The 21,517-nt window shown below is 68.2% G+C and carries 21 protein-coding genes; 8 read left to right on the forward strand and 13 right to left on the reverse strand.

The window, feature by feature from the left end; translation table 11 throughout:
• Window positions 1–175 precede the first annotated feature (175 nt).
• Window positions 176–964 (forward strand): Calx-beta domain-containing protein, encoded by a 789-nt coding sequence (locus tag ACFOSH_RS17360; protein ID WP_378239943.1) that lies wholly within the window; start codon window positions 176–178, stop codon window positions 962–964.
• On the opposite strand, the gene ACFOSH_RS17365 is transcribed toward ACFOSH_RS17360, so the two are convergent.
• Window positions 948–3,935, reverse strand: coding sequence for a BTAD domain-containing putative transcriptional regulator (locus tag ACFOSH_RS17365; protein WP_449224187.1), 2,988 nt, complete (start codon window positions 3,933–3,935; stop codon window positions 948–950). The genes ACFOSH_RS17360 and ACFOSH_RS17365 overlap by 17 nt on opposite strands.
• 149 nt (window positions 3,936–4,084) lie before the next feature.
• Between ACFOSH_RS17365 and ACFOSH_RS17370 the strand changes: the two genes are divergently transcribed.
• Window positions 4,085–5,071, forward strand: a complete 987-nt coding sequence (locus ACFOSH_RS17370) for a hypothetical protein (RefSeq protein ID WP_378239944.1) — start codon at window positions 4,085–4,087, stop codon at window positions 5,069–5,071.
• Window positions 5,072–5,134: 63 nt separating this feature from the next.
• Here ACFOSH_RS17370 and ACFOSH_RS17375 read toward each other — a convergent pair whose 3' ends face one another.
• Window positions 5,135–5,632, reverse strand: a complete 498-nt coding sequence (locus ACFOSH_RS17375; RefSeq protein WP_378239945.1) for a DUF3830 family protein — start codon at window positions 5,630–5,632, stop codon at window positions 5,135–5,137.
• Window positions 5,632–6,882 (reverse strand): aspartate aminotransferase family protein, encoded by a 1,251-nt coding sequence (locus tag ACFOSH_RS17380; RefSeq protein WP_378239946.1) that lies wholly within the window; start codon window positions 6,880–6,882, stop codon window positions 5,632–5,634. Before ACFOSH_RS17380 ends, ACFOSH_RS17375 begins: the two co-directional genes overlap by 1 nt.
• Before the next feature lie 88 nt (window positions 6,883–6,970).
• On the opposite strand from ACFOSH_RS17380, the gene ACFOSH_RS17385 reads away from it, so the two are divergent.
• From ACFOSH_RS17385 to ACFOSH_RS17395, 3 genes are all read left to right on the forward strand, one after another.
• On the forward strand, window positions 6,971–8,434 hold the full coding sequence (locus ACFOSH_RS17385; RefSeq protein ID WP_378239947.1) for an NAD-dependent succinate-semialdehyde dehydrogenase: 1,464 nt from the start codon (window positions 6,971–6,973) through the stop codon (window positions 8,432–8,434).
• Window positions 8,431–9,522, forward strand: coding sequence for a tartrate dehydrogenase (locus tag ACFOSH_RS17390; protein ID WP_378239948.1), 1,092 nt, complete (start codon window positions 8,431–8,433; stop codon window positions 9,520–9,522). Before ACFOSH_RS17385 ends, ACFOSH_RS17390 begins: the two co-directional genes overlap by 4 nt.
• 669 nt (window positions 9,523–10,191) lie before the next feature.
• The gene (locus ACFOSH_RS17395) at window positions 10,192–10,671 is read left to right on the forward strand and encodes a DUF4262 domain-containing protein (protein WP_378239949.1); all 480 of its coding nucleotides are present in this window, start codon (window positions 10,192–10,194) and stop codon (window positions 10,669–10,671) included.
• A gap of 4 nt (window positions 10,672–10,675) precedes the next feature.
• On the opposite strand, the gene ACFOSH_RS17400 is transcribed toward ACFOSH_RS17395, so the two are convergent.
• From ACFOSH_RS17400 to ACFOSH_RS17410, 3 genes are read right to left on the reverse strand one after another with little or no spacing between them, the layout of a single operon-like run.
• Complete coding sequence (locus tag ACFOSH_RS17400; protein ID WP_378239950.1) at window positions 10,676–11,368, reverse strand: GntR family transcriptional regulator; 693 nt, start codon at window positions 11,366–11,368, stop codon at window positions 10,676–10,678.
• 3 nt (window positions 11,369–11,371) lie between these two features.
• Window positions 11,372–12,142 carry a maleate cis-trans isomerase family protein gene (locus tag ACFOSH_RS17405; RefSeq protein ID WP_378239951.1) on the reverse strand — a complete coding sequence of 257 codons (771 nt, stop codon included), beginning with the start codon at window positions 12,140–12,142 and terminating at the stop codon, window positions 11,372–11,374.
• A gap of 44 nt (window positions 12,143–12,186) precedes the next feature.
• Window positions 12,187–12,927 (reverse strand): maleate cis-trans isomerase family protein, encoded by a 741-nt coding sequence (locus tag ACFOSH_RS17410; RefSeq protein ID WP_378239952.1) that lies wholly within the window; start codon window positions 12,925–12,927, stop codon window positions 12,187–12,189.
• 160 nt (window positions 12,928–13,087) lie between these two features.
• On the opposite strand from ACFOSH_RS17410, the gene ACFOSH_RS17415 reads away from it, so the two are divergent.
• Both ACFOSH_RS17415 and ACFOSH_RS17420 read left to right on the forward strand, forming a co-directional pair.
• A complete protein-coding gene (locus ACFOSH_RS17415) occupies window positions 13,088–14,017 on the forward strand; it encodes a D-2-hydroxyacid dehydrogenase (protein WP_378239981.1) in 930 nt (309 codons plus the stop codon).
• Window positions 14,018–14,024: 7 nt separating this feature from the next.
• Entirely contained in the window at window positions 14,025–15,401 is a 1,377-nt protein-coding gene (locus tag ACFOSH_RS17420; RefSeq protein WP_378239953.1) for an amidase, read from the forward strand.
• A 51-nt stretch (window positions 15,402–15,452) separates the two neighbouring features.
• Here the strand turns inward: ACFOSH_RS17420 and ACFOSH_RS17425 are convergent, their stop codons facing one another.
• Together ACFOSH_RS17425 and ACFOSH_RS17430 are read right to left on the reverse strand one after the other, a co-directional pair.
• Entirely contained in the window at window positions 15,453–16,673 is a 1,221-nt protein-coding gene (locus ACFOSH_RS17425; protein ID WP_378239954.1) for an MFS transporter, read from the reverse strand.
• Window positions 16,670–17,188, reverse strand: coding sequence for an ArsR/SmtB family transcription factor (locus tag ACFOSH_RS17430; protein WP_378239956.1), 519 nt, complete (start codon window positions 17,186–17,188; stop codon window positions 16,670–16,672). Before ACFOSH_RS17430 ends, ACFOSH_RS17425 begins: the two co-directional genes overlap by 4 nt.
• 109 nt (window positions 17,189–17,297) lie before the next feature.
• On the opposite strand from ACFOSH_RS17430, the gene ACFOSH_RS17435 reads away from it, so the two are divergent.
• Window positions 17,298–18,272 (forward strand): aldo/keto reductase, encoded by a 975-nt coding sequence (locus ACFOSH_RS17435; protein ID WP_378239957.1) that lies wholly within the window; start codon window positions 17,298–17,300, stop codon window positions 18,270–18,272.
• Here the strand turns inward: ACFOSH_RS17435 and pqqB are convergent.
• The 5 genes from pqqB to pqqA form a co-directional block, all read right to left on the reverse strand.
• On the reverse strand, window positions 18,269–19,132 hold the full coding sequence (pqqB, locus tag ACFOSH_RS17440; protein ID WP_378239958.1) for a pyrroloquinoline quinone biosynthesis protein PqqB: 864 nt from the start codon (window positions 19,130–19,132) through the stop codon (window positions 18,269–18,271). The genes ACFOSH_RS17435 and pqqB overlap by 4 nt on opposite strands.
• Window positions 19,129–20,217, reverse strand: coding sequence for a pyrroloquinoline quinone biosynthesis protein PqqE (gene pqqE / locus ACFOSH_RS17445; RefSeq protein ID WP_378239959.1), 1,089 nt, complete (start codon window positions 20,215–20,217; stop codon window positions 19,129–19,131). Before pqqE ends, pqqB begins: the two co-directional genes overlap by 4 nt.
• Window positions 20,208–20,480: a pyrroloquinoline quinone biosynthesis peptide chaperone PqqD gene (pqqD, locus tag ACFOSH_RS17450; RefSeq protein ID WP_378239960.1), complete on the reverse strand. Its 273-nt coding sequence runs from the start codon at window positions 20,478–20,480 to the stop codon at window positions 20,208–20,210. The genes pqqE and pqqD overlap by 10 nt, the downstream gene beginning before the upstream one ends.
• A 2-nt stretch (window positions 20,481–20,482) precedes the next feature.
• On the reverse strand, window positions 20,483–21,163 hold the full coding sequence (pqqC, locus tag ACFOSH_RS17455) for a pyrroloquinoline-quinone synthase PqqC (RefSeq protein WP_378239982.1): 681 nt from the start codon (window positions 21,161–21,163) through the stop codon (window positions 20,483–20,485).
• Window positions 21,164–21,267: 104 nt separating this feature from the next.
• The gene (gene pqqA, locus ACFOSH_RS17460; RefSeq protein WP_007033797.1) at window positions 21,268–21,363 is read right to left on the reverse strand and encodes a pyrroloquinoline quinone precursor peptide PqqA; all 96 of its coding nucleotides are present in this window, start codon (window positions 21,361–21,363) and stop codon (window positions 21,268–21,270) included.
• Window positions 21,364–21,517 lie beyond the last annotated feature (154 nt).

A 21,517-nucleotide genomic window follows, 5' to 3' on the forward strand; every position in this document is an offset into this window, starting at 1 on the left:
ACGCGTCTTTGCCTGGTTACCGAAGCGTAGTACGTGTTGAGCGGGGATGGCCATGAATCATTTTCATGTTTGCTTCCCGGTGGTCACAACCTCGCGACAACCGCACTCGGTTACCCATGTCGCAGCGGGCCGCGGCGGCCCGCCGGAAGGGGTGGGACGCTCGATGGGACCAAGGATGAGACGGATCGCGACGCTGGGGGCGGCGCTCGCGATCATGTGCGGGCTCGCGGTACCGGTGGCCGAAGGCGGGGAAGCGGGCTGCACGGCGCCCGTGGTGAACGTCAGCGGCGTCAGCCGGGCCGAGGGGACAAGCGCCGGGTACACCACCTTTCTCTTCACCGTTTCCCTCGACGACGGCGGCTGCGCGCCGCAGGGCTCGGTCGAGTACCGGACGATCGAGGGCAACGGTTCGCCGGTCGATCCGGCGTTCACCGCCAAGGAAGGGGTCGACTACCTGCCTGCCGCGGGCACGCTGACCTGGTCCGGGGGATCGGGCACGCAGACCGTCGCGGTCAAGGTCCGCGCCGATTCCCTCGTGGAAAACGACGAGATGTTCTCCCTGCTTCTCTACGGCGAGAAGGGGGTGCGGATCGGCCACAGCGTCGGCGTGGCGTGGGTGGCCGACGACGACGCGACGAAGACCTCCCCGCTCGCCACCACACAGGACGGAGAGATCTGCTGGCTCGTCCCGCCCAACTTCGCGCAGGGCACGAGCTGCAAGGTGCCCGTCGTGCTCTCCCGGCCGTGGCCGGGACCGCTCACGATCCGCTATCGCACCGAAGGCTCCGGCCACGTCCCGGTGAAGGACGGTGTCGTCACCTTCCAGCGTGGTGAGACCAGGGGATACGCCGAAATCACCCCTTTGCCAGGGCAAGCAGGGAAGGTGCGGGTCGAGTTCTTCGAGCCGTCGCAAGGCAAGCTCGTGTACGCGACCTCGACCGTGGTGATCAGTCCCGCCCGGTGACGAGGTCGGCGTCGGCCGTCGCGTTCGCCCGCCGGTACAGCTCGATCGCTCGAGCCCAGTGGGCGGCCGCGGCGGCCGTGTCGCCACAGCGCGCATCGAGGTCACCGAGGTCGCGGTGCAGATGAGCCTCCTCGTACGGGTCCGGGACGCCTTCCCGGACCGCGAGGCCGCGTTCGAGGTTTTCGCGCGCGGCGGCCAGGTCGCCGAGGCCGAGATGGGCCCGGCCGAGCCGGTCGAGCGCGGCCGCCTCGCTGTGCCGGTTCCCGACGTCCCGGCTGATCAGCAGCGCCTGGTCGAAATCGTCCCGCGCGGCCCGGAAGTCGCGGCGGGCGAGGTGGACCTGGCCGGCGTGCAGCAGCGACTCCCACTCCTGCCACCGGTCGCCGATCGCCCGGGAGGCCGCCAGCGCCTTGCCGAGATGTTCCAGCGCGACGTCGTGATCGCCGAGTTCCTCGTAGGCCTCGCCGAGGGTGTCCAGCGTGGCGGCTTCCAGCCGGGCGTTGCCGAGTTCACGGAACGTCTCCAGCGCGGCCGTCAGCGGGCTGAGGCCGTCCATCGGCTGGCCGCGGCGGATGTAGGCGTGACCGAGGTTGCGCTGGGACAGCGCGCGCCCTAGCCGGTTGCCCGCCGAGGTGCAGCGCTCCACCGCGAGCCGGTACGCGGTGATCGCCTCGTCGAAGCGGCGCAGCGCGGCGTAGGCGTTCGCGGTGTTGTTGTAGATGTGCCCTTCGCCTTCGAGATCGCCCGCCGCGCGGGCGGCCTTCAACGCGCGGGCGTTGGTTTCGAGCGCGTCCGTCAGCCGGCGGGTCATGAAGTAGGCCGCGCCCAGCGCACGCAGCATTTCCGCCTCCGCCAAGGGGTCGTCGAGGTCGGCGGCCGCCGCGGCCCCCTCGCGGCACAGTCCGATCCGCTCGTTCCAGCCACCTGTGGTGTCGTAGAAACTGGTGAGCAGGTAGGTGAGCTGCCAAGCGGCGGTGTTGCGGCCGTGTTCGCGCGCGAACCGCACCACGGGCAGCAGGTTCGCGCGCTCGGCGCTCAGGAACGCCAGCGCCGCACGCCTTTCCGCCGGGAACGGCCGCTCCGGCGGAGGGTGGCGCAGCGCCGGGGTGACCAGATCACGGTTCGGATCGATGATCCGGTTCGCCTCGGCGGCAACATGCAGGTACCAGTCGATCAGCCGGTCCGCGGCCTCGGCGCGGCTCGACGTCGTTTCGTCGGCGCGGGCGCACGCGACGGCGAACTCGCGGATCAGATCGTGGAGGCGATGGCGATCCTGGCCCGCCGGGGTGATCAGGTGCGCGGCGGACAGCGCGGCGACCGCCGTCCGGCCCGCTTCGGCGGGCACCCCGCACAACGCGCTGCCGAGGGCCGAGCTGAACGAGGTCCCCGGGATCAACCCGGACAGCCTGAACAGTTGTGCCGGAGCATGCTCCAACGGCAGGTAGGCGCTCGCGAGGACGGTTTTGACCGTCCGGGAATCTCCTTGCACCGCAAGGGTTTCCAAACGGCCGACGCCGGTCAGCTCACGGGTGAGTTCCGCGATCGGACGGCCAGGTTCCCCGCTCAGGCGCGCGGCGGCGATCCGCAGTGCCAGCGGCATCCCGTCGCACAGCCTGGCCAGCCGCGCGGCCTGCGCGGGTTCGCGGGCGACCCGGTCGGCGCCCAGCACCCGGGTGAGCAGGGTCATCGATTCCGGATCGGCCAGCGCGTCGAGGGCGAACACCCGGACCGCGTGCCTGCTGCCGAGCGCGGCCAAGGTCTGCCTGCTGGTCACGATCAGCAGTGCCTTCGCCGTCCCGGGAACCAGCGGAAGGATCTGGTCGACGCCGCCCGCGTTGTCGGCGACGATCACGCACCGCCTCCCGTGCAGCAGCGAGCGGTAGAGCGCCGCGCGTTCGGCCGTCGCGTCGGGAAGCCGATCGTCGGGGAGACCGAGCCCGCGCGACAGATGCGCGAGCGCGTCGCCCGGCGAGACCGCTTCATGCGGATCGTGCCCGGCGAGGTCGAGGAAGAGCTGGCCCTCGGGGAAGCGGTCCGCGATGCGGTGCGCCCACTGCACGGCGAGCGCGGATTTACCCATCCCCGCCGCGCCGGAGATGACCACGACCGGCGGCTCCGGTTCGTCGAGGAGCCTGTCGAGCGAGGCGAGCTCCTGCAGCCGTCCGGTGAAATGCCCGACACGGGCCGGGAGCTGCGCGGGAGCCGTTCCCCGCACGGGCGTGTCGAGTTCGGGCGCACGGCGCAGGATCGCCGTATGCAGCTCGATCAGGTCCGGGCCGGGATCGACGCCGAACTCGTCGGCCAGCCCCCGGCGCACGGCCTGGAACGTCTCCAGTGCCTCGGCGTGCCTTCCGCAGCGATGCAGGGCGAGCATGTGGAGCGCGGCGAGCCGTTCGCGATACGGCTGCTCGGCCCGAAGCCGCGGAAGTTCCCGGAGGACCTCCTCGTGTTCGCCGAGCCTGAGTTCGGCGTCCCAGAGTTCTTCCCAGGCGGACAGCCGCAGTTCCTGGAGCCGTTCGACTTCGTGTAGCCCCCAACCGTCCAGTTCGGCGTCCGCGAACGCTTCGCCGTGCCAGAGCCGCAACGCCTCACGCAATACCGTCACCGCTTGGCCGGGATTGCTCCGCTTGGCGGCACGGAGTTCTTCTTCGAAGCGAAGAGCGTCGACTGAGGACGATACGACCGTCAGGACATACCCGGGTTTGCGTGTCAGCAGGACCGGCGGGAACCCGCAGTCCTCCAGCGCCTGCCGGATCCTGGCGACGTGGCTGTGCAGGGTCTTCACCGCGGTGCGGGGCGGATCCTCGCCCCAGAGGACGTCGACCAGCCGGGGGATCGGGACGACCGAACCCGCGTGCAGGGCGAGAACGCCGAGCACGGCTCGCTGGCGGGCGCCGTGCAGCTCCGCCCGCCCGGTGGGGCCGATCGCTTCGACCGGGCCCAGCACCCGTAATTCCCCTGGCCCGGGCACCCTGCTCCCTCCGGCATGTGACCTCGGTGAGCGTATCCGGGCGAAGACTCACCGAAATCGGCCAATTAGGGCACACGATCTCCACAACCCCGTCACAACCGGCTTGATCGACGGTCAGCAGGTCGAATGTTTCGCCCAAGGAGGGAAACATGATCAGCACGAACCCGCGGCGCCGTCGAACGCTGCTCGCCTCGGCCGTCTTGGCCGTCGCGACACTGTTCGCCGGTGTCGCACCGGCGGTGCAGGCCGCACCGGGAGCCCGCAGCGATGTCTTCATCCGGGACAACGGATCCGACTACGGGTACGAGGACTCGTCCGGCTCGCTCTACTCCAGCCCCGACGTCCGGGTGTGTTTCTCGGCGACGATCCTGTGCGCCACCGACGACCCGATCGTCCAGGGCGGTAACGCCTTCATCCACGTCACACTCAACCGTCCCGGCCCGTACGGTGACGCGTACGAGAAGGGGAACCTGCAGGTCTGGTACACCAAGCAGGGCACCGTGGCCCAGTGGCCGAACCAGTGGAACTACATCGGTTCGAAGCTCGACGTGGACGTGCCCTACGGCACCAAGACGGTCGTCATCCCGTGGAAGGTCCCGATCGGCTCGCACTTCTGCCTGCTGGCCAGGTGGCTCTCTCCGACCGACCTGCCGACGGAAGGCGTCAGTACTTCCATCAACACGCGGAAGAACAACAACATCGCGTGGCACAACGTGAACGCGGTCCCGTTCAAGATCAAGGTCCCGGTGATCCGGCCGATCGTGTTCGGCTGGCACGGTCCTGACCCCACGGCGGTCGGCGACATCGTCTTCACCCAGCCGGGCAAGCCGTTCACCGGCCCGGGACGGATCACCATCGACCTCGGCCCCGACCTCGCCGCACGCTGGCGGGCAGGCGGCGCGAAGGGTGAGGGCATCGAACGGGTCGGCGAGACCGAGCTGGCCATCGTGAACCCGCAGCGGGCCCGGATCAGCGGGCTGGCGTTCAAGGCGGGCGAACAGATCGACGCCAAGCTGAGCTTCACCGCCGGAGCCGAGGCAGCCGGTGGGCAGTACACCGTCCACGTGACCCAGGTCGACCAGCGCGGCGAAGAGGTCGGTGGCGTCGAATACCGGCTCGCGGGCGAACGACAGTAGCCAGGGAGGGGTGCCGGCCCGTGGACGGCGAGGGAAGGGGAACCCTCGCCGTCCACGGGCTTTTCACGCGCGTGCGAACGAAAGCGTCTCGCCCTCGACACCTCGCAGCCAGAGGTCCTGTGCGGCTTCGGCCATTTCGGCCAGCCCCTCTTCGATCGTCGCGAACACGTTGCCGGGCACCCAGCCCGCGTCGCCGTTGATCAGCAGGTTGTTGCGGCCGTAGAAGATCGCGAGGTCGGTCGCGCCCTGGTCGCTGTGCGCCTCACTGTCCTGGTCGTAGCCGTACGCCGGATTGCCGATCTCCCAGGCTTCGAACCCGAAGTACACGACATCACCCGGGATCGGGGTGATCGTGGGGTTTTCCCGGCCCGGTTTCGGTTCGGCGAAGGGCGGCACGAGCGCGTAGACCTCGTTGCGCGCGTACTTCGCGTGGTAGGCCGAACCGCTTTGCGGCAACGCGTCCCAAACGGCGCGGCAGGTTCGCGGGGCTTCGGCGTCGAGCAGCCGGGCCCGGCAGGACACCCCGCGCTTGTCGAGGGTGATCGTGATGTAGCGGGCCATCACTCGACCCCCGCCACGACGTCGCCCCAGATCCGCAGCGCCTCGTCGACCTGCTCGGTATCGACGATCAGCGGCGGCACCATCCGGACGACGTTCATGTACGCCCCGCACGTCAGCAGCAGCAACCCGTTGGCGGACGCGGCTTTCTGGGCAGCCTGGGCCTTCGCGGTGTCCGGCTCGCCGTCCGGTGTGGTGAACTCGGAACCGACGAGCAGCCCCAGCCCCCGGACGTCGCCGATCGACGGCGACTTGTCCGCGATCACCCGGACCCCTTCGAGTAGCTGGCGTCCGCGTTCGGCGGCGTTCTCGACCAGCCCCTCCCGCTGGATCACCTCGAGCGTGGCGATCGCCGCCGCGCAGGCCACCGCGTTGCCACCGTAGGTCCCGCCCTGGGAACCGGGGAGCGCCTTCGCCATCAGCTCCTCCGAAGCGGCGATACCCGAGATCGGGAACCCGCTCGCCAGTCCTTTCGCGATGAGCACGATGTCCGGGCGCACCCCGAAGTGCTCGTGCCCCCAGAACCGGCCCGTCCGGCCGAAGCCGGTCTGGATCTCGTCCATCACCAGCAGGATCCCGTGCTTGTCGGCACGCTCCCGGAGCCCGGCCAGGAACTCGGGGTTCGCCGGGACGTACCCGCCCTCGCCGAGCACCGGCTCGATGAAGAACGCGGCCGTCTCGTTCGGCGCGCAGACCGTCGCGAACAGGTAGTCGAGCTCGCGCAGGGCGAACTTCGTCGCGGTCTCCTCGTCCCAGCCGTAGTGGAAGGCGTACGGGAAGGGCGCGATGTGCACACCGGACATGAGCGGCGAGATCCCGGCGCTGAACCGGGTGCCCGACGTCGTCATCGTCGCCGCCGCGACCGTCCGGCCGTGGAACCCGCCCTGGAAGACGATGACGTTGGGCCGCTTGGTCGCCTGCCGCGACAGCCGGAGCGCCGCCTCGACAGCCTCGCTGCCCGAGTTCGCGTAGAAGAGTGAATTCAGGCCTTCGGGCAGGACGCCGCCCAGCTTCTCGGTCAGCTCCAGCATCGGCTTGTGCATGACCGTCGTGTACTGGCCGTGGATGAGCTTGCCGACCTGTTCCTGAGCGGCGCTCACCACGTGCGGGTGGCAGTGGCCGGTGCTGGTCACGCCGATCCCGGCGGTGAAATCCAGGTGACGTTTGCCGTCGGTGTCGTAGAGGTACACCCCTGCACCGTGGTCGACCACGACCGGCGTTGCCTGCTTGAGCAGCGGTGATAGCTGGGCCATGGGCTGCGCTCCTAGGTCGGCTGAGCTGTTGTCGATTGTTGACAATATCCATAGCATGGCGTTCGGGACAACATGGAGGAGCGTTGGGATGAGCTCGATCAGTGAGGCCGGAGTAGTCGCGGCGGTCGACAAGGAACTGTTCATCGGCGGCAAGTGGGTGCCCGCCACGGGTGGGAAGACTTTCCCCGTTCTCGACCCCTCGACAGGTGAAGCCCTGTGCGAGGTGGCCGACGCGTCACCGGCGGACGGTGTCGGCGCACTCGACGCCGCCGTCGCCGCGCAGGCCGACTGGGCGAACGTCGCCCCGCGCGAACGCGGCGAGATCCTGCGTCGCGCCTACGAACTGCTCGTCAAGCGCGCCGACGAGCTCGCGTTGCTGATGACCCTCGAGATGGGCAAGCCGCTCGCGGAGTCGAAGGGCGAGATCACCTACGCGGCCGAGTTCTTCCGCTGGTTCGCGGAGGAGGCCGTGCGGATCGACGGTGGCTACGCCGTCGCGCCCAACGGGACAGGCCGGTTCCTGGTGACGAAGCAGCCCGTCGGGCCGTGCCTGCTGATCACGCCGTGGAACTTCCCCATGGCGATGGGCACCCGCAAGATCGGGCCCGCGGTCGCGGCCGGCTGCACGATGATCATCAAGCCTGCTGCTCAGACCCCCCTTTCGATGCTGGCCCTCGCGGCGATCCTCGCCGAAGCGGGATTGCCGGAAGGTGTGCTGAACGTGCTCACGACGTCGGACTCCGGCGGCGTGATGGAGCCGCTGATCCGGGACGGCCGTGCCCGGAAGCTGTCCTTCACCGGTTCGACCGGCGTCGGGCGGAAGCTGCTGGAACAGTGCGCGGACAAGGTGCTCCGCACCTCGATGGAACTCGGTGGCAACGCTCCCTTCCTCGTCTTCGAAGACGCTGACCTCGACGCGGCGATCGATGGCGCGATGACCGCGAAGATGCGCAACATCGGTGAGGCCTGCACGGCCGCGAACCGCTTCTACGTCCAGCGAGGCATCGTCGACGAGTTCTCCCGGCGCCTCACCGAGCGCATGGAGGCCCTGCCGATGGGGCGCGGTACCGAGGAAGGCGTCGTCGTCGGCCCCCTCATCGACAAAGCCGCGGTCGAGAAGGTCGGTGGGCTGGTCTCCGACGCCACCGAACGAGGTGCGCGCGTCCTCACCGGCGGGTCTGCTGTGGACGGTCCGGGCAACTTCTACCAGGCCACTGTGCTCACCGACGTGCCCAAGGACGCCAAGCTCGCTTCAGAAGAGATCTTCGGACCGGTCGCTCCGATCACTTCGTTCGACACTGAGGACGAGGCCATCGAGGCGGCGAACGACACCGAATTCGGGCTCGTGTCCTATGTGTACACCTCCGATCTCAAACGGGCACTGCGGGTTTCGGAACGGCTGGAAGCCGGCATGATCGGCCTCAACCAAGGCCTGGTCTCGAACCCGGCGGCACCGTTCGGCGGGATCAAGCAGTCCGGGCTCGGCCGTGAAGGCGGCACCGTCGGCATCGACGAGTTCCTCGAGACCAAGTACATCGCGGTGGCTCTGTGACTTCTCAAACCGGGACTTCTCAAACCGGGACTTCCTCTTATCGGATCGCCAGCATTCCCGGCGACGGGATCGGTGTCGACGTGACGGTCGAGGCTCGCAAGGTCCTCGACCGCGCGGCGACATCGCATGGTTTCTCCCTGTCGTGGCAGGAATTCGACTGGAGTTGTGAGCGGTACACCAAGACCGGCGCGATGATGCCGGACGACGGTATCGAGCAGCTTTCCCGGTTCGATGGGATCTTTCTCGGCGCCGTCGGCTTTCCCGGCGTGCCGGACCACGTGTCGTTGTGGGGCCTCCTCATTCCGGTGCGGCGCGCGTTCACCCAGTACGTCAATCTCCGGCCGGTCCGGCTGCTACCGGGGACGACTTCGGCGCTGGCGGGCCGCACCGCCGAAGAGCTGGAGATGGTGATCGTCCGGGAGAACTCCGAGGGCGAGTACTCGGAGATCGGCGGCAGGCACAATCGTGGTCAGGAGAACGAGTTCGTCTTACAGGAATCCGTGTTCACGCGGGTCGGGGTGGAGCGGATCATCCGCTATGCCTTCGAACTGGCGAAGACGCGGACGGGACGGGTCTGCTCGGCGACCAAGTCCAACGGGCTCATTCACTCGATGCCGTTCTGGGACGAGATCTTCGCTGAAGTCTCTTCGGACTATCCGGACGTGCAAGCTGAACAGTGTCATGTCGACGCGCTCGCCGCCCGGATGGTGCAGGCGCCGGACCGGCTCGACGTCGTGGTCGGTTCCAATCTCTTCGGCGACATCCTGAGCGACCTGGCGGCGGCCGTGACGGGCGGGCTCGGAATGGCGCCTTCGGGCAATATCAATCCGACAGGTGAGTTTCCTTCCATGTTCGAGGCCGTGCACGGCAGCGCTCCCGATATCGCCGGGCAGGGCATCGCGAATCCGGTGGCGCAGATCCTGGCGGGTGCGATGATGCTCGACCATCTCGGAGAAACCGTTGCGGCACAAAATATTCACGCGGCGGTGGAGAAGGTTCTCGAGGAGGGGACCGTGCAGACCCCTGACCTCGGCGGGAAGTCCACCACCGCCGAACTCGGGTCCGCGGTGGTCGCTGCTCTATCTTGAACCATCCGCATAGTGGCTTGTCAAGTCCCTGGGTGGTGTGAGTGTTTGGGGTAAGGCAAATGTGTCGGGTTGGTGAAGGGGACTTTCGTCGCATCGCATGCGGGGAAGGTTCCCTTCACGACACGACACATTTGCCTTACCCCCAATAAATCTCACGACCTCTTTTTGCGGGGCCTGGGGGCACTTCGGAGCTTTAGGTGCAAGGGTGTGAGTAGCGAGTGGGTCGGGGTGGTCGTGAGTGGTAAGTGTCGTTCTAACGACACTTACCACTCACGACCACCCCGACCGACACGGCACTGCCGCCTCACTCACGTACTCCGGCAAGGCGCGAAGGGCGAGTTCCCTCGGCTGAGCCGAGGCAAGGGGGCCTTCACGCGCAGCGTTGTGACTACTGGGAAAACGTGGCGATTGCCGAGTCCGCGAAGGCCTCCTTAAGGGACTCTCGGTCCTTTCATGGGCCTTCGGGAACAGAATCCATTAGGTACCCAAGGCGCTTTCGGACCTACCCCAAATCGCCACTCACTCGAAGGAGTGGCGGACGGCGCTTTCCTCGCGAAATTCGCGAGGAAAAGGCCAGTCGTCGCACGCGTGCCGTTCCGGGCCGTGAGTTTTTGTCGGTGCTCCGGTGCACAGTGTCGATCATCGGATTCGACGACTGGAGGAGTGCCGATGTGCTGGCATTGCGACAACCCCGGGAAGACTCGCGACGACTACCTCATCGAGGAGGTCCGTCCGCTGATCCGGAAGTACGGCTGGATGGTGCAGACGGTCGAGCGCGGGATCGGCCAACCCGGCTTCGCTTACACGGTCGGGCTCACCGACGCCGGGCTGCCGGAGCTCGTCGTCACCGGCCTGAGAGAGCGAAGATCCGGTCAGCTCCTGAACTATTTCGCCCAGCAGGTGGTCCGGTCGGGGCCACCGGAATCGGGTGAGGTGCTGCCCGCCGCGGTGGGCTGGCCCGCGTTCGAGGTCGTTCCGCTCAGTTCGCCGTCGGCGCACCTGATCACCGCCGTCCTCATGTACGGCGACGAATTCCGTGCCCTGCAACTGGTCTACGAGGACGAGCGCGGAAATTGGCCGTGGGACAGGGAGTTTCGCGGTGGGACGGGCGGGCAGCCGGTGCTGGGTGCACGGTGCCGTGGTCACTGAATCCCTAAGGCACCGCGGGTGCTTCGCCCTCCCGCAGGCTGGTCCCCGGGGCCAGCCGCTGCACGGCGTCCTCCATATGGGCTTCCAGCAGCGACAGCGCGGTCTCTTCGTCGCCTGCCCGCAGGGCTTCGATGATCCTGGTGTGCTCGGTGACCCGTTCTTCGACCCGCTGATAGGTCCCCTGCAGCGCGGTGAGGCACATCCGGGTCTCGATCAGCAGGGTCCGGGCCATGCGCACGAGCCGTTTGCTGCCGGAAGCCGCGATCAGCGCCTCGTGGAAGCGCAGATCCGCCCAGGAGAGCGCGGTCGGGTCGTCGTCGTCCGCGGCGGCGGCCATGGCGCCCACGGCTTGTTCGAGTTCGGCGGCGACCCGTTCCCGGTCGCCGCGCAGGGCTCGCAGCATCGCGGCGCGTTCGATGGCCGAGCGCGCCGAGTAGATGTCGTAGACGTCGCCGGGTTCGAGGTCGATCACGAACAGGCCGCGGTGGCGTTCGCTGCGCAGGAGTCCTTCGGAAACGAGGTGCTGCATCGCCTCTCGCAGCGGGCCCCGCGAAACCTGGAACCGAGAGGCCAGGTCCGTTTCACCGAGCTGGGTGCCGGGAGGAAGAGCGCCGGTCATGATCGCGTCCCGCAGCTGGCGCGCGATGATCCCGGCGGTCGATTCCCGGCTGACCGGCTCGATATCCGGCAAGGACATGGTTCAGTCGCCCCTCTGCCCGAACAACGCGCCCAGCGTGCGGACGAGCGGGGACCGCCCGGTGAGCCGCAGGCCCTCCCAGACGGTGACCTGGTTGGCGGTCAGCACCGGCTTGCCGAGCCTGGTCTCGATCGTGTTGATCTCGCCGAGTGTCCGCATGGCGGTGTCGGGGACGAGGAGCGCGTCGGCGGCCGGGTGATCGCCGCGCACGGCGAGCTCGACGACGGCTTCCGGGGTGAGCTCGCCGACCTCGGCGGCGGTGTCGATGTCCGCGCTGCCCATCGAGACCACCTCGATCCCGCCCGCGCCGAGGAACTCGACGAACAGCCGGGCGACGTCGTCCGGGTAGCTGGCGGCGACCGCGACCCGCCGGACGCGGAGGGCGTGAGCGGCGTGGACGAAGGCGAAGGAGGTGCTTGACGCCGGGACGCCGGCGACGGCGGCCAGCCGGTCGGCCTGGTCTCGGGCGCCGTCCCAGCCGTAGACGAAGCTGCCGCTGGTGCACGCCCACACGACCGCGTCCGGTTCGTGTTTGGCCAGCAGCGCGGCGCCGTCGGCGAGACGGCTTTCGCTGCCGAGGTCCAGGAGCTCGGGTACGGCGTGTAGATCGGTCCCGTAGATGTGCTCGACAGGCAGCTTGATCCCGGCCATGTCCCCGCCGAGGAGCTGTTCCGCGAGCGGGTAGTCGTCTTCGGCCGCGTGATCGGGGTAAATGAATCCGATCGTGGTCGTGTCGGACGGCGGCTCAGGTGGGCTGAACGGGGTGTTGGGCACGGGACCTCCGGAGGACAGATTGTCGACAATCGTAAGGGAAGAGGTCAGTCGACCTCCCGGAGCCACTTGCCGGGGCCGACGATCGGCAGGTTCATCCGCCGGAGGCAGGCCCACATCGTGAGCTGGTTCGCGGTGAGGACGGGTTTGCCGAGCGCGCTTTCGAGTGGCTCGATCAGATCGTAGGTGGGGAGGTTGGTGCAACTGACGAAGATGGCGTCTGCGTCGGCGTGGTCGGCGGCGAGGATGCGTTCGGCGATGGTCCGGTAGCTGACCTTCCAGATGCCGCCGCCCAGGCCGAGGTGGTCGCTCGACACGGTGCGCACGCCGAGTTCGGCCAGGAAGTCGTGCAGCTTCCCGGTCAGGTCGCCGTCGTAGGGCGTCAGCACCGAGACCCGGTGCAGGTCGAGCTGGTGCAGGACCTCGGCCAGCGCGCCGGAGGTGGTGACGGCGTCCGGCGCGCCCGCGTCGCAGATCGCCTTGGTCAGGGAGCGTTCGTAGTCGACCCCGTTGACGAAACTGCCGGAGGTGCACAGATAGGCGACGACTTCGGGCTCCACGTGGAGCACGTCTCTCGTGGCGGTGGCGAGATGCCTGCTGTCGCTGACGAGCTGGGCCATCTCCATGCTGACGGGCACGGGCTCGTACGGCGTCCGGGCCAGATGGAGGGAGACCTCCATGGGCACCCAGCGCCAAAGCTCGCGTTCGAGGGCAAGGTCGAAGGGAGCGATCACGCCGATGCCGCGCTGCGCCAGTGGGCCTTCGAACTCCAGTAAGTCGAAATCCAAGTCTCAGCCTCCGGAAAACTACTGCTGTCACAGGTCCGGTGCTCCGGGGTCGTTCCTCGGATTGTTGACAATCATACGAGCCACTTTTACGGTGTCAATCGTGATCGCCTCGGAGACCCCAGTGGTGGCGGTGCTCTGCGGAGACGCACGCCCACCGGACATGCGCGCTATCGAAGCTGAAGCGGTGGTTCGTTACACCGACGAGGCGGGCTTGGCCGACGCGTTATCCGGAGCCGACGCGTTCTTCGTCTACGACTTCCTCTCGACCGCCGTCCCGGGCGCCTGGCACGCGGCCGACAAGCTGCGCTGGCTGCACATCGCCAGCGCGGGTGTCGATCCTGTGCTCTTCACGGGGCTGCAGGAGAGCGACGTCGTGCTCACGAACTCGCGCGGCGTGTTCGACGGGGCGATAGCCGAATACGTCCTCGGGGTCGTCCTCACGTTCGCCAAAGACTTCGTCCGTTCGTGGGACCTGCAGCGGCAGCGGCAGTGGAAGCACCGGGAGAGTGAACGGATCTCCGGCCGCCGGGTGCTCGTGGTCGGCACCGGGCCGATCGGCCGCTCGATCGCACGGATGCTGCGGGCGGCCGGCATGTCGGTGGCGGGGGTCGGGCGCCGTTCCCGAGAGGATGATCCCGACTTCGGAGACGTGTACGCCTCCTCGGACCTGGCACGCCATCTCCCCGAGGCGGACTACGTCGTCGCGGTCGCGCCACTGACCGAGCAGACGAAGGGCATGTTCGACGCCGAGGCCTTCGCCGCGATGAAGCCCGGCGCACGGTTCGTCAACGTCGGCCGCGGCGAACTGGTCGTCACGTCGGACCTGGTCGGCGCGCTGCGGGACGGACCGCTAGGCGGCGCGGCGCTCGACGTCTTCGACACCGAGCCGCTGCCCTCCGAGAGTCCTTTGTGGACCATGGAGAACGTGCTGATCTCGCCGCATATGTCGGGCGACTTCGTCGGCTGGCGCTCTACTCTGGTAGAGGTGTTCGCGGACAACTTCCGTCGCTGGCGCGCGGGGGAGCCACTGCGCAACGTGGTGGACAAGCAGCTCGGATACGTGCCGTCGGAGACGCTTCGCCAAGGTTAGGGGCCGGATGAACGACACCAAATTGACCGCGAGTGAGCTGGTCGCCGCGTATGCCACCGGGGAGCTGTCGCCGGTCGAGGCGACCCAGAACGCGCTGCGTGTCATCGAGGAACGAGACGGCGAGGTCAACGCCTACTGCCTTGTCGACGCCGACGGCGCGCTCGAACAGGCGAAAGCGTCCGAGATCCGCTGGCGGGACGGCAACCCGATCGGCTGGCTCGACGGCGTCCCGGCCTCGATCAAGGACATGTTCCTGACACAGGGCTGGCCGACCTTGCGCGGTTCACGGTGCATCGACCCCGACCAGCCGTGGGACGTCGACAGCCCGGTCACCGCGCGACTGCGCGAGAACGGCTTGGTGCTGCTGGGAAAGACCACGACACCGGAACTCGCGTGGAAGGGCGTCACGGACAACACGCTGACCGGGATCACCCGTAACCCGCACGACCTCGCGACGACGGCGGGTGGGTCCAGCGGGGGGAGCGCGGCGGCGGTCGCGGCGGGGATGGGCGAGCTTTCCGTCGGCACCGACGGCGGCGGCTCGATCCGGATCCCGGCTTCGTTCTGCGGAATCGTCGGCCTCAAGCCGACGCACGGCCGGATCCCGCTGTTCCCGGCGAGCCCGTTCGGGCCGCTCTCGCACGCCGGCCCGATGGCGCGTTCGGTGGACGACACGGCGCTGCTCCTCGACGTCCTCGCGATGCCCGACCACCGCGACCCGGCGGCGCTCGCCCCGCTCGTCTCGACCTTCCGTGAAGCCGTCCGCCGGGACGTGCGCGGCCTGAATGCCGCCTACTCGCCGACGCTCGGCTATGTCGACGTCGACCCGGAGGTCGCGGAGATCGTCAAGGCGGCGGTCCAGGCGCTGGGCGAAGCGGGCCTGCACATCGAAGAGACCGATCCCGGCTTCGCAGACCCCAAGCCCGCCTTCGACATCCTCTGGTCGACGGGGGCGGCCAAGTGGCTGGACACCTTCCCCGCCGGTTCGGCCGAGATGGTAGATCCCGGGCTGCGGAAGGTGTGGGAATTCGGCAAGACCTTCTCGGCGAGCGACTACCTCGGCGCCAACGCCGAGCGTGCCGCGCTGGGGATCCGGATGGGCGAGTTCCACACGCGTCACGACGTGCTGATCACGCCGACCCTCCCGATCGCCGCCTTCGAAGCCGGGCACGAGGTGCCGCCGGGCAGCGGGCTGAGCGGCTGGCCGGACTGGACCCCGTTCACCTACCCGTTCAACATGACCCAGCAGCCCGCCATCAGCGTCCCGGCGGGCCGCACCTCCGGCGGGCTCCCGGTCGGCCTCCAGATCGTCGGCCCGCGGCACTCCGACGACCTGGTGCTCGCGGTCGCGAAGCTCCTCGAAGAGGTCCGTCCCTGGCCGTGACCAGCGGAAAGAGAGCAAGGGACCTTTGCTATCGCTCTTGGGCGCGAGGGTCTAGGACCGGACGGCGTGGGTCTTCCGGACGAGGCCGCGCACCTGGCCACTGCACAGTGCGAGACAGGTGGCGGCCACGACCAGGGCGGCGCAGGCGAGCAGGGTCTTGCTGACCCCGAAGTGCTGCGCGGCCGGGCCGGCCGCCATCTGCCCGAGGGGCAGGGCGATGAAGGAACCGAGCATGTCGTAGGAGTAGACGCGCGCGAGTTTCTCCTCGGGCACGTTCTCCTGCAGGGAGACGTCCCAGGCCACCACGAACTGCTCGATCGCCAGGCCGGAGACGAACATGGCCGTCAGCAGCAGCGGCAGCCACGGCGCCTGGCCGAGGAGGATCAGCGGCGGCGCCTCGAAGAAGATCACCGCGACTCCGATGAACAGTGCGCGCCGCGGCTGCCAGCGAGCCACGAGGATCCCGCCGACGAGCGAGCCGATCGTCTGCGCGGCGAGGGCGAATCCCCAGCCGGTGCGCCCGAAACTGCTGTCGGCGACGAGGGGGCCGAGCACTCCGATCCCGCCGGCGATGACGGCGTTCACCACCATGAACTGCACGACCACGACCCACACCCAGGTCCGTGACCGGAACTCGCGCCAGCCTTCGGCGAGTTCCGCCAGCGGGCGGCTGCCGGGGACCCGTTCCCGGCGGTTGAGGCGGATACGCCGATAGGACAGGGCGGAGCCGAGGAACAGCAGCGCGTTCCCGGCGAGCGCCCAGCCGGGGCCGACCGCGGTGACCAGGAGACCGCCGAGCCCGGCGCCGGCGATCCGGCCGGAGTTCGAGAGCAGCCTGGCCAGGGCGTTGGCCTGCGCCAGCATGGTGGCGGGCACCGTCAGTGGGGTGAGCGACGCGGAGGCGGGCGCCGAGATCGCGGCCACCGCGCCGTTGACCACGCTCAGGCCGACCAGCAGCGGGATCGACGCGAATCCACAAAGGACGCTCGCCGCGATGAGCGCCTGGGTCAGTGTCGCGGCGACTTCGGTGCCCTGCAGGATCACCGATCGCGGCAACCTGTCCGCCAGTACCCCGCCGAACAGCAGCAGGACCACGCTCGCCACCGACCGCGCGCCGACGACGATGCCGATGTCGACGGCCGAACCGGTCAGGTCGATCACCGCGAACGCCAGTGCGAGCGGAGCGACGGCGTTGCCGAACTCCCCGAACGTGCGGCCGCCGATCAGCCAGCGGAAGTTGTGATGGCGCAAGGGTTCGCGCAACGACGTCACGATCGGCTCATTTCGAACATCGAGATCGTCGCGCTGACCGGGATCGTGCCCCGCGTGCGGGGTGGCCGCGCGGCCGAGTGCAGAAGCTCGCCCAGTTCGCGAGCTTGCCGGAGCGCCTTCTCCCAGGTCTTGTTGTCGACCCATATCTCCACGTCGGTCCTCGACCCGCTTTCGCCGAGGACGCGGAATTCGCTACGGCGCTTGAGCTCTTCGGCCATCGCCGCGATGAGCAGCTGTTCCTCATCCGGGTTCGTCGAGGTGAACCGCGCTCCGGACTCCGGATCGTGCCGGTAGCGTTTCGCCAGCCCGCCCCGGATCCGGACCTCCTCGACGACGTCGAGCAGCCCGGCCTCGTGCAGCCGCCGCAGGTGATAGCTGACATTCGCCTGTGTCTCACCGAGTTCGCGCGCGGCCTCGGCCGCACTCATCGGGGCGCCGGTCAAAAGCGACAGAATGCGCAGCCGGACGGGATGGGCGAGGACGCGCAACCCGTCGAGGCCGGGGGACTCGGACATGCGGCCGAGTATCGACTGCCGGGACGCAGACCGTCAAACAGTTATTTGGGGGTTTCGTTGGCCGGGAGATCCGGTGCAATGATCCGATGTCTGTGCTCTGCTGGAGGGTATGCGTACGACGACATTGGGCAGGAGCGGTCTCGAGGTGTCGAGGATCGCCTTCGGCACCTGGCAGCTCGGCGGGGACTGGGGATCGTTCGACGAGGACGCGGCGATCGCCGCCATCCACCACGCCCGCGAACTCGGGGTCACCTTCTTCGACACCGCCCAGGCCTACGGTTTCGGGAAGTCCGAAGCGATGCTCGGGAAGGCGTTGCGCGAGGAACTCAAGCGCGACCGCGACAACCTCGTCATAGCCACGAAAGGCGGGATCAAGCCGCGTTCCGAACGTCCGCGCGACTCCCGTCGCGAGTGGCTGACACAGGGGATCGAGGACAGCCTCCGCTTCCTCGACGTCGACCACATCGACCTCTACCAGATCCACTGGCCCGATTCCGGCGCTCCGGCCGAGGAGACCGCGGGGATCCTCCAGGAGTTCGTCGACGCCGGGAAGATCCGACATGTCGGTGTCTCGAACTACGACGCCGCGGGGCTGGCGGACTTCGACAAGACCCGCCCGGTGGAAACCCTGCAGCCGCCGTATCACCTGTTCCGCCGCGACAGCGAAACCGATCCGCTGCCGTACGCACGGGAGAACGACATCGGCGTGCTCGTGTACAGCCCGCTGGGCAGCGGTCTGCTGACCGGATCCTTCACGCCGGAGACGACGTTCGAGAAGACCGACTGGCGTTCGCGATCGTCGGCGTTCACCGGCGAGACCTTCCGGCACAACCTCGCCATCGTCGAAAGGCTCAAGGAATTCGCCGCGGGCAAAAGGATTTCGGTCAGTCAGCTCGCGATCGCGTGGACGCTGGCCCAGCCGGGTGTGCACGTGGCGATCGTGGGCGCGCGCAAGGCGACCAACATCGAAGCCAGTCTCGCCGCGGCCGACATCGACCTGACCGCGGACGATCTCGCGGAGATCGACAGCCTCACCGCCGGCGCCGTTCCCGTTTCGGGTGCCAGTCCCGAAGGCGTCGCCTAGAGCTTGAATTCGGTACCGTCCAGGGGAAGCGAGGCGCCGCCGTCCAGTACGGCGGCGTGCTCCGGCGAGGACGGGTCGATCACCGGGTTCGTGTTGTTCAGGTGCGTGTACGCCCAACGCGGTCCGGGACGCAGCTTCGTGAGACTGCCGGTGATCGGCAGATGTCCCATCGCCAGCTGGGCGCCGTCGCCGACTTTGGCCGCGGTGGCCCCCGACATTTCGTCCGGCGCGTAGAAAGTCCCGTCCAGCAACACCAGACCGGCGTCGCGGGTGAAGGAGTCGAATCCGTCCGGCCAGCTCTTCAAACAAGGCGCGTACACGAAGACACCGCCGGTCTCGACGTCTTCGATCCGATACGCGACCACCCACGGACCGTCCTCGGCGGACGAACGCGCGTATTTCGGCCGCTTGTCGCTCACGGGAAGCATGCTCACCCGGAGCCCGTCGATGGAGACCTCCGAAGACGGCAGCCAATCCCAGCCACCGTAACCGTCGATGATCGACCGCGCGGGGAACTGTGCGGACAGCGCGCCCAAAACAGCGTCCGGTGCCCAGACCGGCAGTCCGCCCGCTTCCCGCAACAGAAGCAGGCCGAGCGAATGGTCGAGCTCGGCGTCGGTGAGCAGCACCCCGCGCAGCGGGATCTCTCTCGGTCCCGGTCCGGCACGCAGCGCCGGCGTGGCGAGGATCTGCGCGCGGATGTCCGGTGACGCGTTGAGCAGGTACCAGCCCTCGCCGTCCGCACTCACCGCGACACAGTCCTGCGTCCGCGGCGGCGCGTCCGAAACGCACAGCGCGCAGGCGCAGTTCCATTGCGGGAAACCGCCGCCCGCCGCGGTGCCGAGCAGGATCACCCTCATCGCGGCCCCCGCATCACGAGTTCGTCCGTTTTCGGGGGTGTGGCGAGGATGAGATCGACGACGTCGCGCTGCGGCGAACGCGAGCACACCGGGTCCGTCCCCGAGGCGTCACCGGTGAGCTGGAACGCCTGGCACCGGCAGCCGCCGAAGTCGATCGCGCGCCGATCGCAGGTGCCGCAGGTGTCCGGCATCCAGTCCTCGCCGCGGTAGGCGTTGAAGGAACTGGATTCGTACCAGATCCGTGCCAGCGGAACGTCCCGCACGTTGTCGAACTCCAGTGTCTCGATCGCTGTCGACGCGGGACACGGCAGCACGTTCCCGTCGGGCGCCACGGTCAATTGCCGCGCGCCCCAGCCGTACATGCAAGGCTTGGGGTACTTCTCGTAGTAGTCGGCGACGACGTAGATGATCTCCATGCGATCGCGCAGCCGTTCGGTGGCCGCGCGCACGATCGGCTCGGCCTCGTCGAGTTGCCGCCGGGTCGGCATCAGGGCGTCGCGGTTCCGCAGCGCCCAGCCGTAGTACTGGGTATTGGCCAGTTCGAGCCGGTCCGCGCCCATTTCCTCGGCCAGGCCGATGATCCCGGCGAGCTGGTCGTGGTTCTGCCGGTGCAGCACGACATTCACCGAAAGCGGCAGCCCGGCCTTCTTGATCAGCTCGGCGACGACCAGTTTCCGATCGTGGGCCCGGGCGCCGGCGAGCCTGTCCGCGCGTTCGGCGGTCGACCCTTGGACGGACAGCTGGATATGCGCGATGCCGCGTTCGACGAGATCGTCCAATCTGGACTCCGTCAGTCCGAGCCCGGACGTCACGAGGTTGACGTAGCAGCCCAGTTTCGTGGCGTGCTCGACCAGGATGGGCAGGTCGGGCCGGGCGAGTGGTTCACCGCCGGACATGTGCACCTGGAGCACGCCGAGTTCCCGTGCTTGCGTGAGCACGGAAATCCATTCCTCTGTGGACAGTTCGCCGTCGCGGGCGACCATTTCGACCGGATTCGAGCAGTACGGACAGTGCAGCGGACAGCGATGGGTCAATTCGGCCAGCATGCCCAGCGGCGGCGCCGCGGTGGAGGTGTTCAGGTCCATTCGACGATCCGCCGATCTCCCAGCCGGGAAAGGACTTCCAGGATTTCTTCCTCGCGGACACCGGCGTAGCGCTCGCGCAAGGCCGATGCGATCGCCGTGACGTCTTCGACGCCGTCGCAGAGTGAGAGCACGGCCGCGGCGGTCGGATTCGGGACGAGCACGCCCTCGGGGAAGAGGAGGACGTGCGTTTCCCTGGTCTGGTCGTAGCTCAGCCGGACACCGCGCCGCAGCCGCGGCACCGAGCCCGTTTCGAGGGTGGCCATCGCTACTCCTTGGCCGCGGCGCGCTCGATGGCGTCGAGCAGGGACCAGAGCACGTCGGTCTTGAACGACAGCGCGGCGATCGCCTTCTCCTGCTGTTCGCGGGTGACGGCGTGCCGCACGACGATGTCGAGCGTTCCCTTGCCCTCGCCGGAGACCTTGTCGATGCGATTGGTGAAATAGGCGAGGTCGTCCGGCGCGATCCACGGGTAGTTCGCCAGCATGTCGGCGACGCGCCGCTGCATGAGATGGCCGGCGAACATTTCGGTCAGCCCCGAAGCGACCGCTTCGAGCCAAGGTTTCGTGCGGGCGAAATTCACGTAGGCGTCGACGGCGAAGCGCGCGCCGGGGGCGACGTGCCGCTGATCGAGAACCTCTTCGCGGTCGAGCCCGACCGCGGTGCACAAGCGGAGCCATCGCTCGGTTCCACCGTCCCCGGCTTCCGTCCCGTCGTGATAGACGATGCGGTCGAGCCATTCCCGGCGCACTTCCGGCACCGGGCAGTTGCTGATGATCGCCGCGTCCTTCTGCGGGAGCACACACTGGTAGTACCAGCGGTTCGCGGCCCAGATCTTCAGTTCGTGCTCGGACAGTTCGCCGTCGTGCATCCGCCGATGGAACGGGTGAGTACCCCAATAGCGGTGGGAAAGTCCACGCAGGGCCGCGACGAATTCCGACGGCGACATCGGCGCGGCGGAAGGGGAAAGAGACACGGTGCTGCCTCCAGCGGCTCGATGGTCGGGACGGCGGCGCGGTGGTGGGGGACGGCCCCCCACCACCGGAGGGGAGATCAGTCCTCCATGCGGGCCGCGTATGCGGTGACCTCCATGGGAGTTTCGTACTCGACGAAGTCCGGCGTGGTCCATACCTCGATGGTCTCGATCATTTCCTGCTCCTAACGTCCACATGGGATCGAACGGGGACGAGCCCCGTCACCCTAGTACTCCAGCCGTAGTTCGTGATGGTCATGGTTCGTGGGTCGATTGTCGCTGGTAGTGGCCTTGCTGGGCGCGGTATTGGTGGCGTCTGCGCCACCTCGA

Source organism: Amycolatopsis speibonae, assembly GCF_042647925.1.
Taxonomy (GTDB): domain Bacteria; phylum Actinomycetota; class Actinomycetes; order Mycobacteriales; family Pseudonocardiaceae; genus Amycolatopsis; species Amycolatopsis speibonae.

Excerpts from the sequence above, each read along its gene's own strand:
- ACFOSH_RS17360 (WP_378239943.1), top strand. The coding sequence starts at position 176 with ATGAGACGGATCGCGACGCTGGGGGCGGCGCTCGCGATCATGTGCGGG.
- ACFOSH_RS17370 (WP_378239944.1), top strand. The coding sequence starts at position 4,085 with ATGATCAGCACGAACCCGCGGCGCCGTCGAACGCTGCTCGCCTCGGCC.
- ACFOSH_RS17375 (WP_378239945.1), bottom strand. The coding sequence starts at position 5,632 with ATGGCCCGCTACATCACGATCACCCTCGACAAGCGCGGGGTGTCCTGC.
- ACFOSH_RS17380 (WP_378239946.1), bottom strand. The coding sequence starts at position 6,882 with ATGGCCCAGCTATCACCGCTGCTCAAGCAGGCAACGCCGGTCGTGGTC.
- ACFOSH_RS17385 (WP_378239947.1), top strand. The coding sequence starts at position 6,971 with ATGAGCTCGATCAGTGAGGCCGGAGTAGTCGCGGCGGTCGACAAGGAA.
- ACFOSH_RS17395 (WP_378239949.1), top strand. The coding sequence starts at position 10,192 with ATGTGCTGGCATTGCGACAACCCCGGGAAGACTCGCGACGACTACCTC.
- ACFOSH_RS17400 (WP_378239950.1), bottom strand. The coding sequence starts at position 11,368 with ATGTCCTTGCCGGATATCGAGCCGGTCAGCCGGGAATCGACCGCCGGG.
- ACFOSH_RS17415 (WP_378239981.1), top strand. The coding sequence starts at position 13,088 with ATGCGCGCTATCGAAGCTGAAGCGGTGGTTCGTTACACCGACGAGGCG.
- ACFOSH_RS17420 (WP_378239953.1), top strand. The coding sequence starts at position 14,025 with ATGAACGACACCAAATTGACCGCGAGTGAGCTGGTCGCCGCGTATGCC.
- ACFOSH_RS17430 (WP_378239956.1), bottom strand. The coding sequence starts at position 17,188 with ATGTCCGAGTCCCCCGGCCTCGACGGGTTGCGCGTCCTCGCCCATCCC.
- ACFOSH_RS17435 (WP_378239957.1), top strand. The coding sequence starts at position 17,298 with ATGCGTACGACGACATTGGGCAGGAGCGGTCTCGAGGTGTCGAGGATC.
- pqqB (WP_378239958.1), bottom strand. The coding sequence starts at position 19,132 with ATGAGGGTGATCCTGCTCGGCACCGCGGCGGGCGGCGGTTTCCCGCAA.
- pqqE (WP_378239959.1), bottom strand. The coding sequence starts at position 20,217 with ATGGACCTGAACACCTCCACCGCGGCGCCGCCGCTGGGCATGCTGGCC.
- pqqD (WP_378239960.1), bottom strand. The coding sequence starts at position 20,480 with ATGGCCACCCTCGAAACGGGCTCGGTGCCGCGGCTGCGGCGCGGTGTC.
- pqqC (WP_378239982.1), bottom strand. The coding sequence starts at position 21,163 with ATGTCGCCGTCGGAATTCGTCGCGGCCCTGCGTGGACTTTCCCACCGC.
- pqqA (WP_007033797.1), bottom strand. The coding sequence starts at position 21,363 with ATGATCGAGACCATCGAGGTATGGACCACGCCGGACTTCGTCGAGTAC.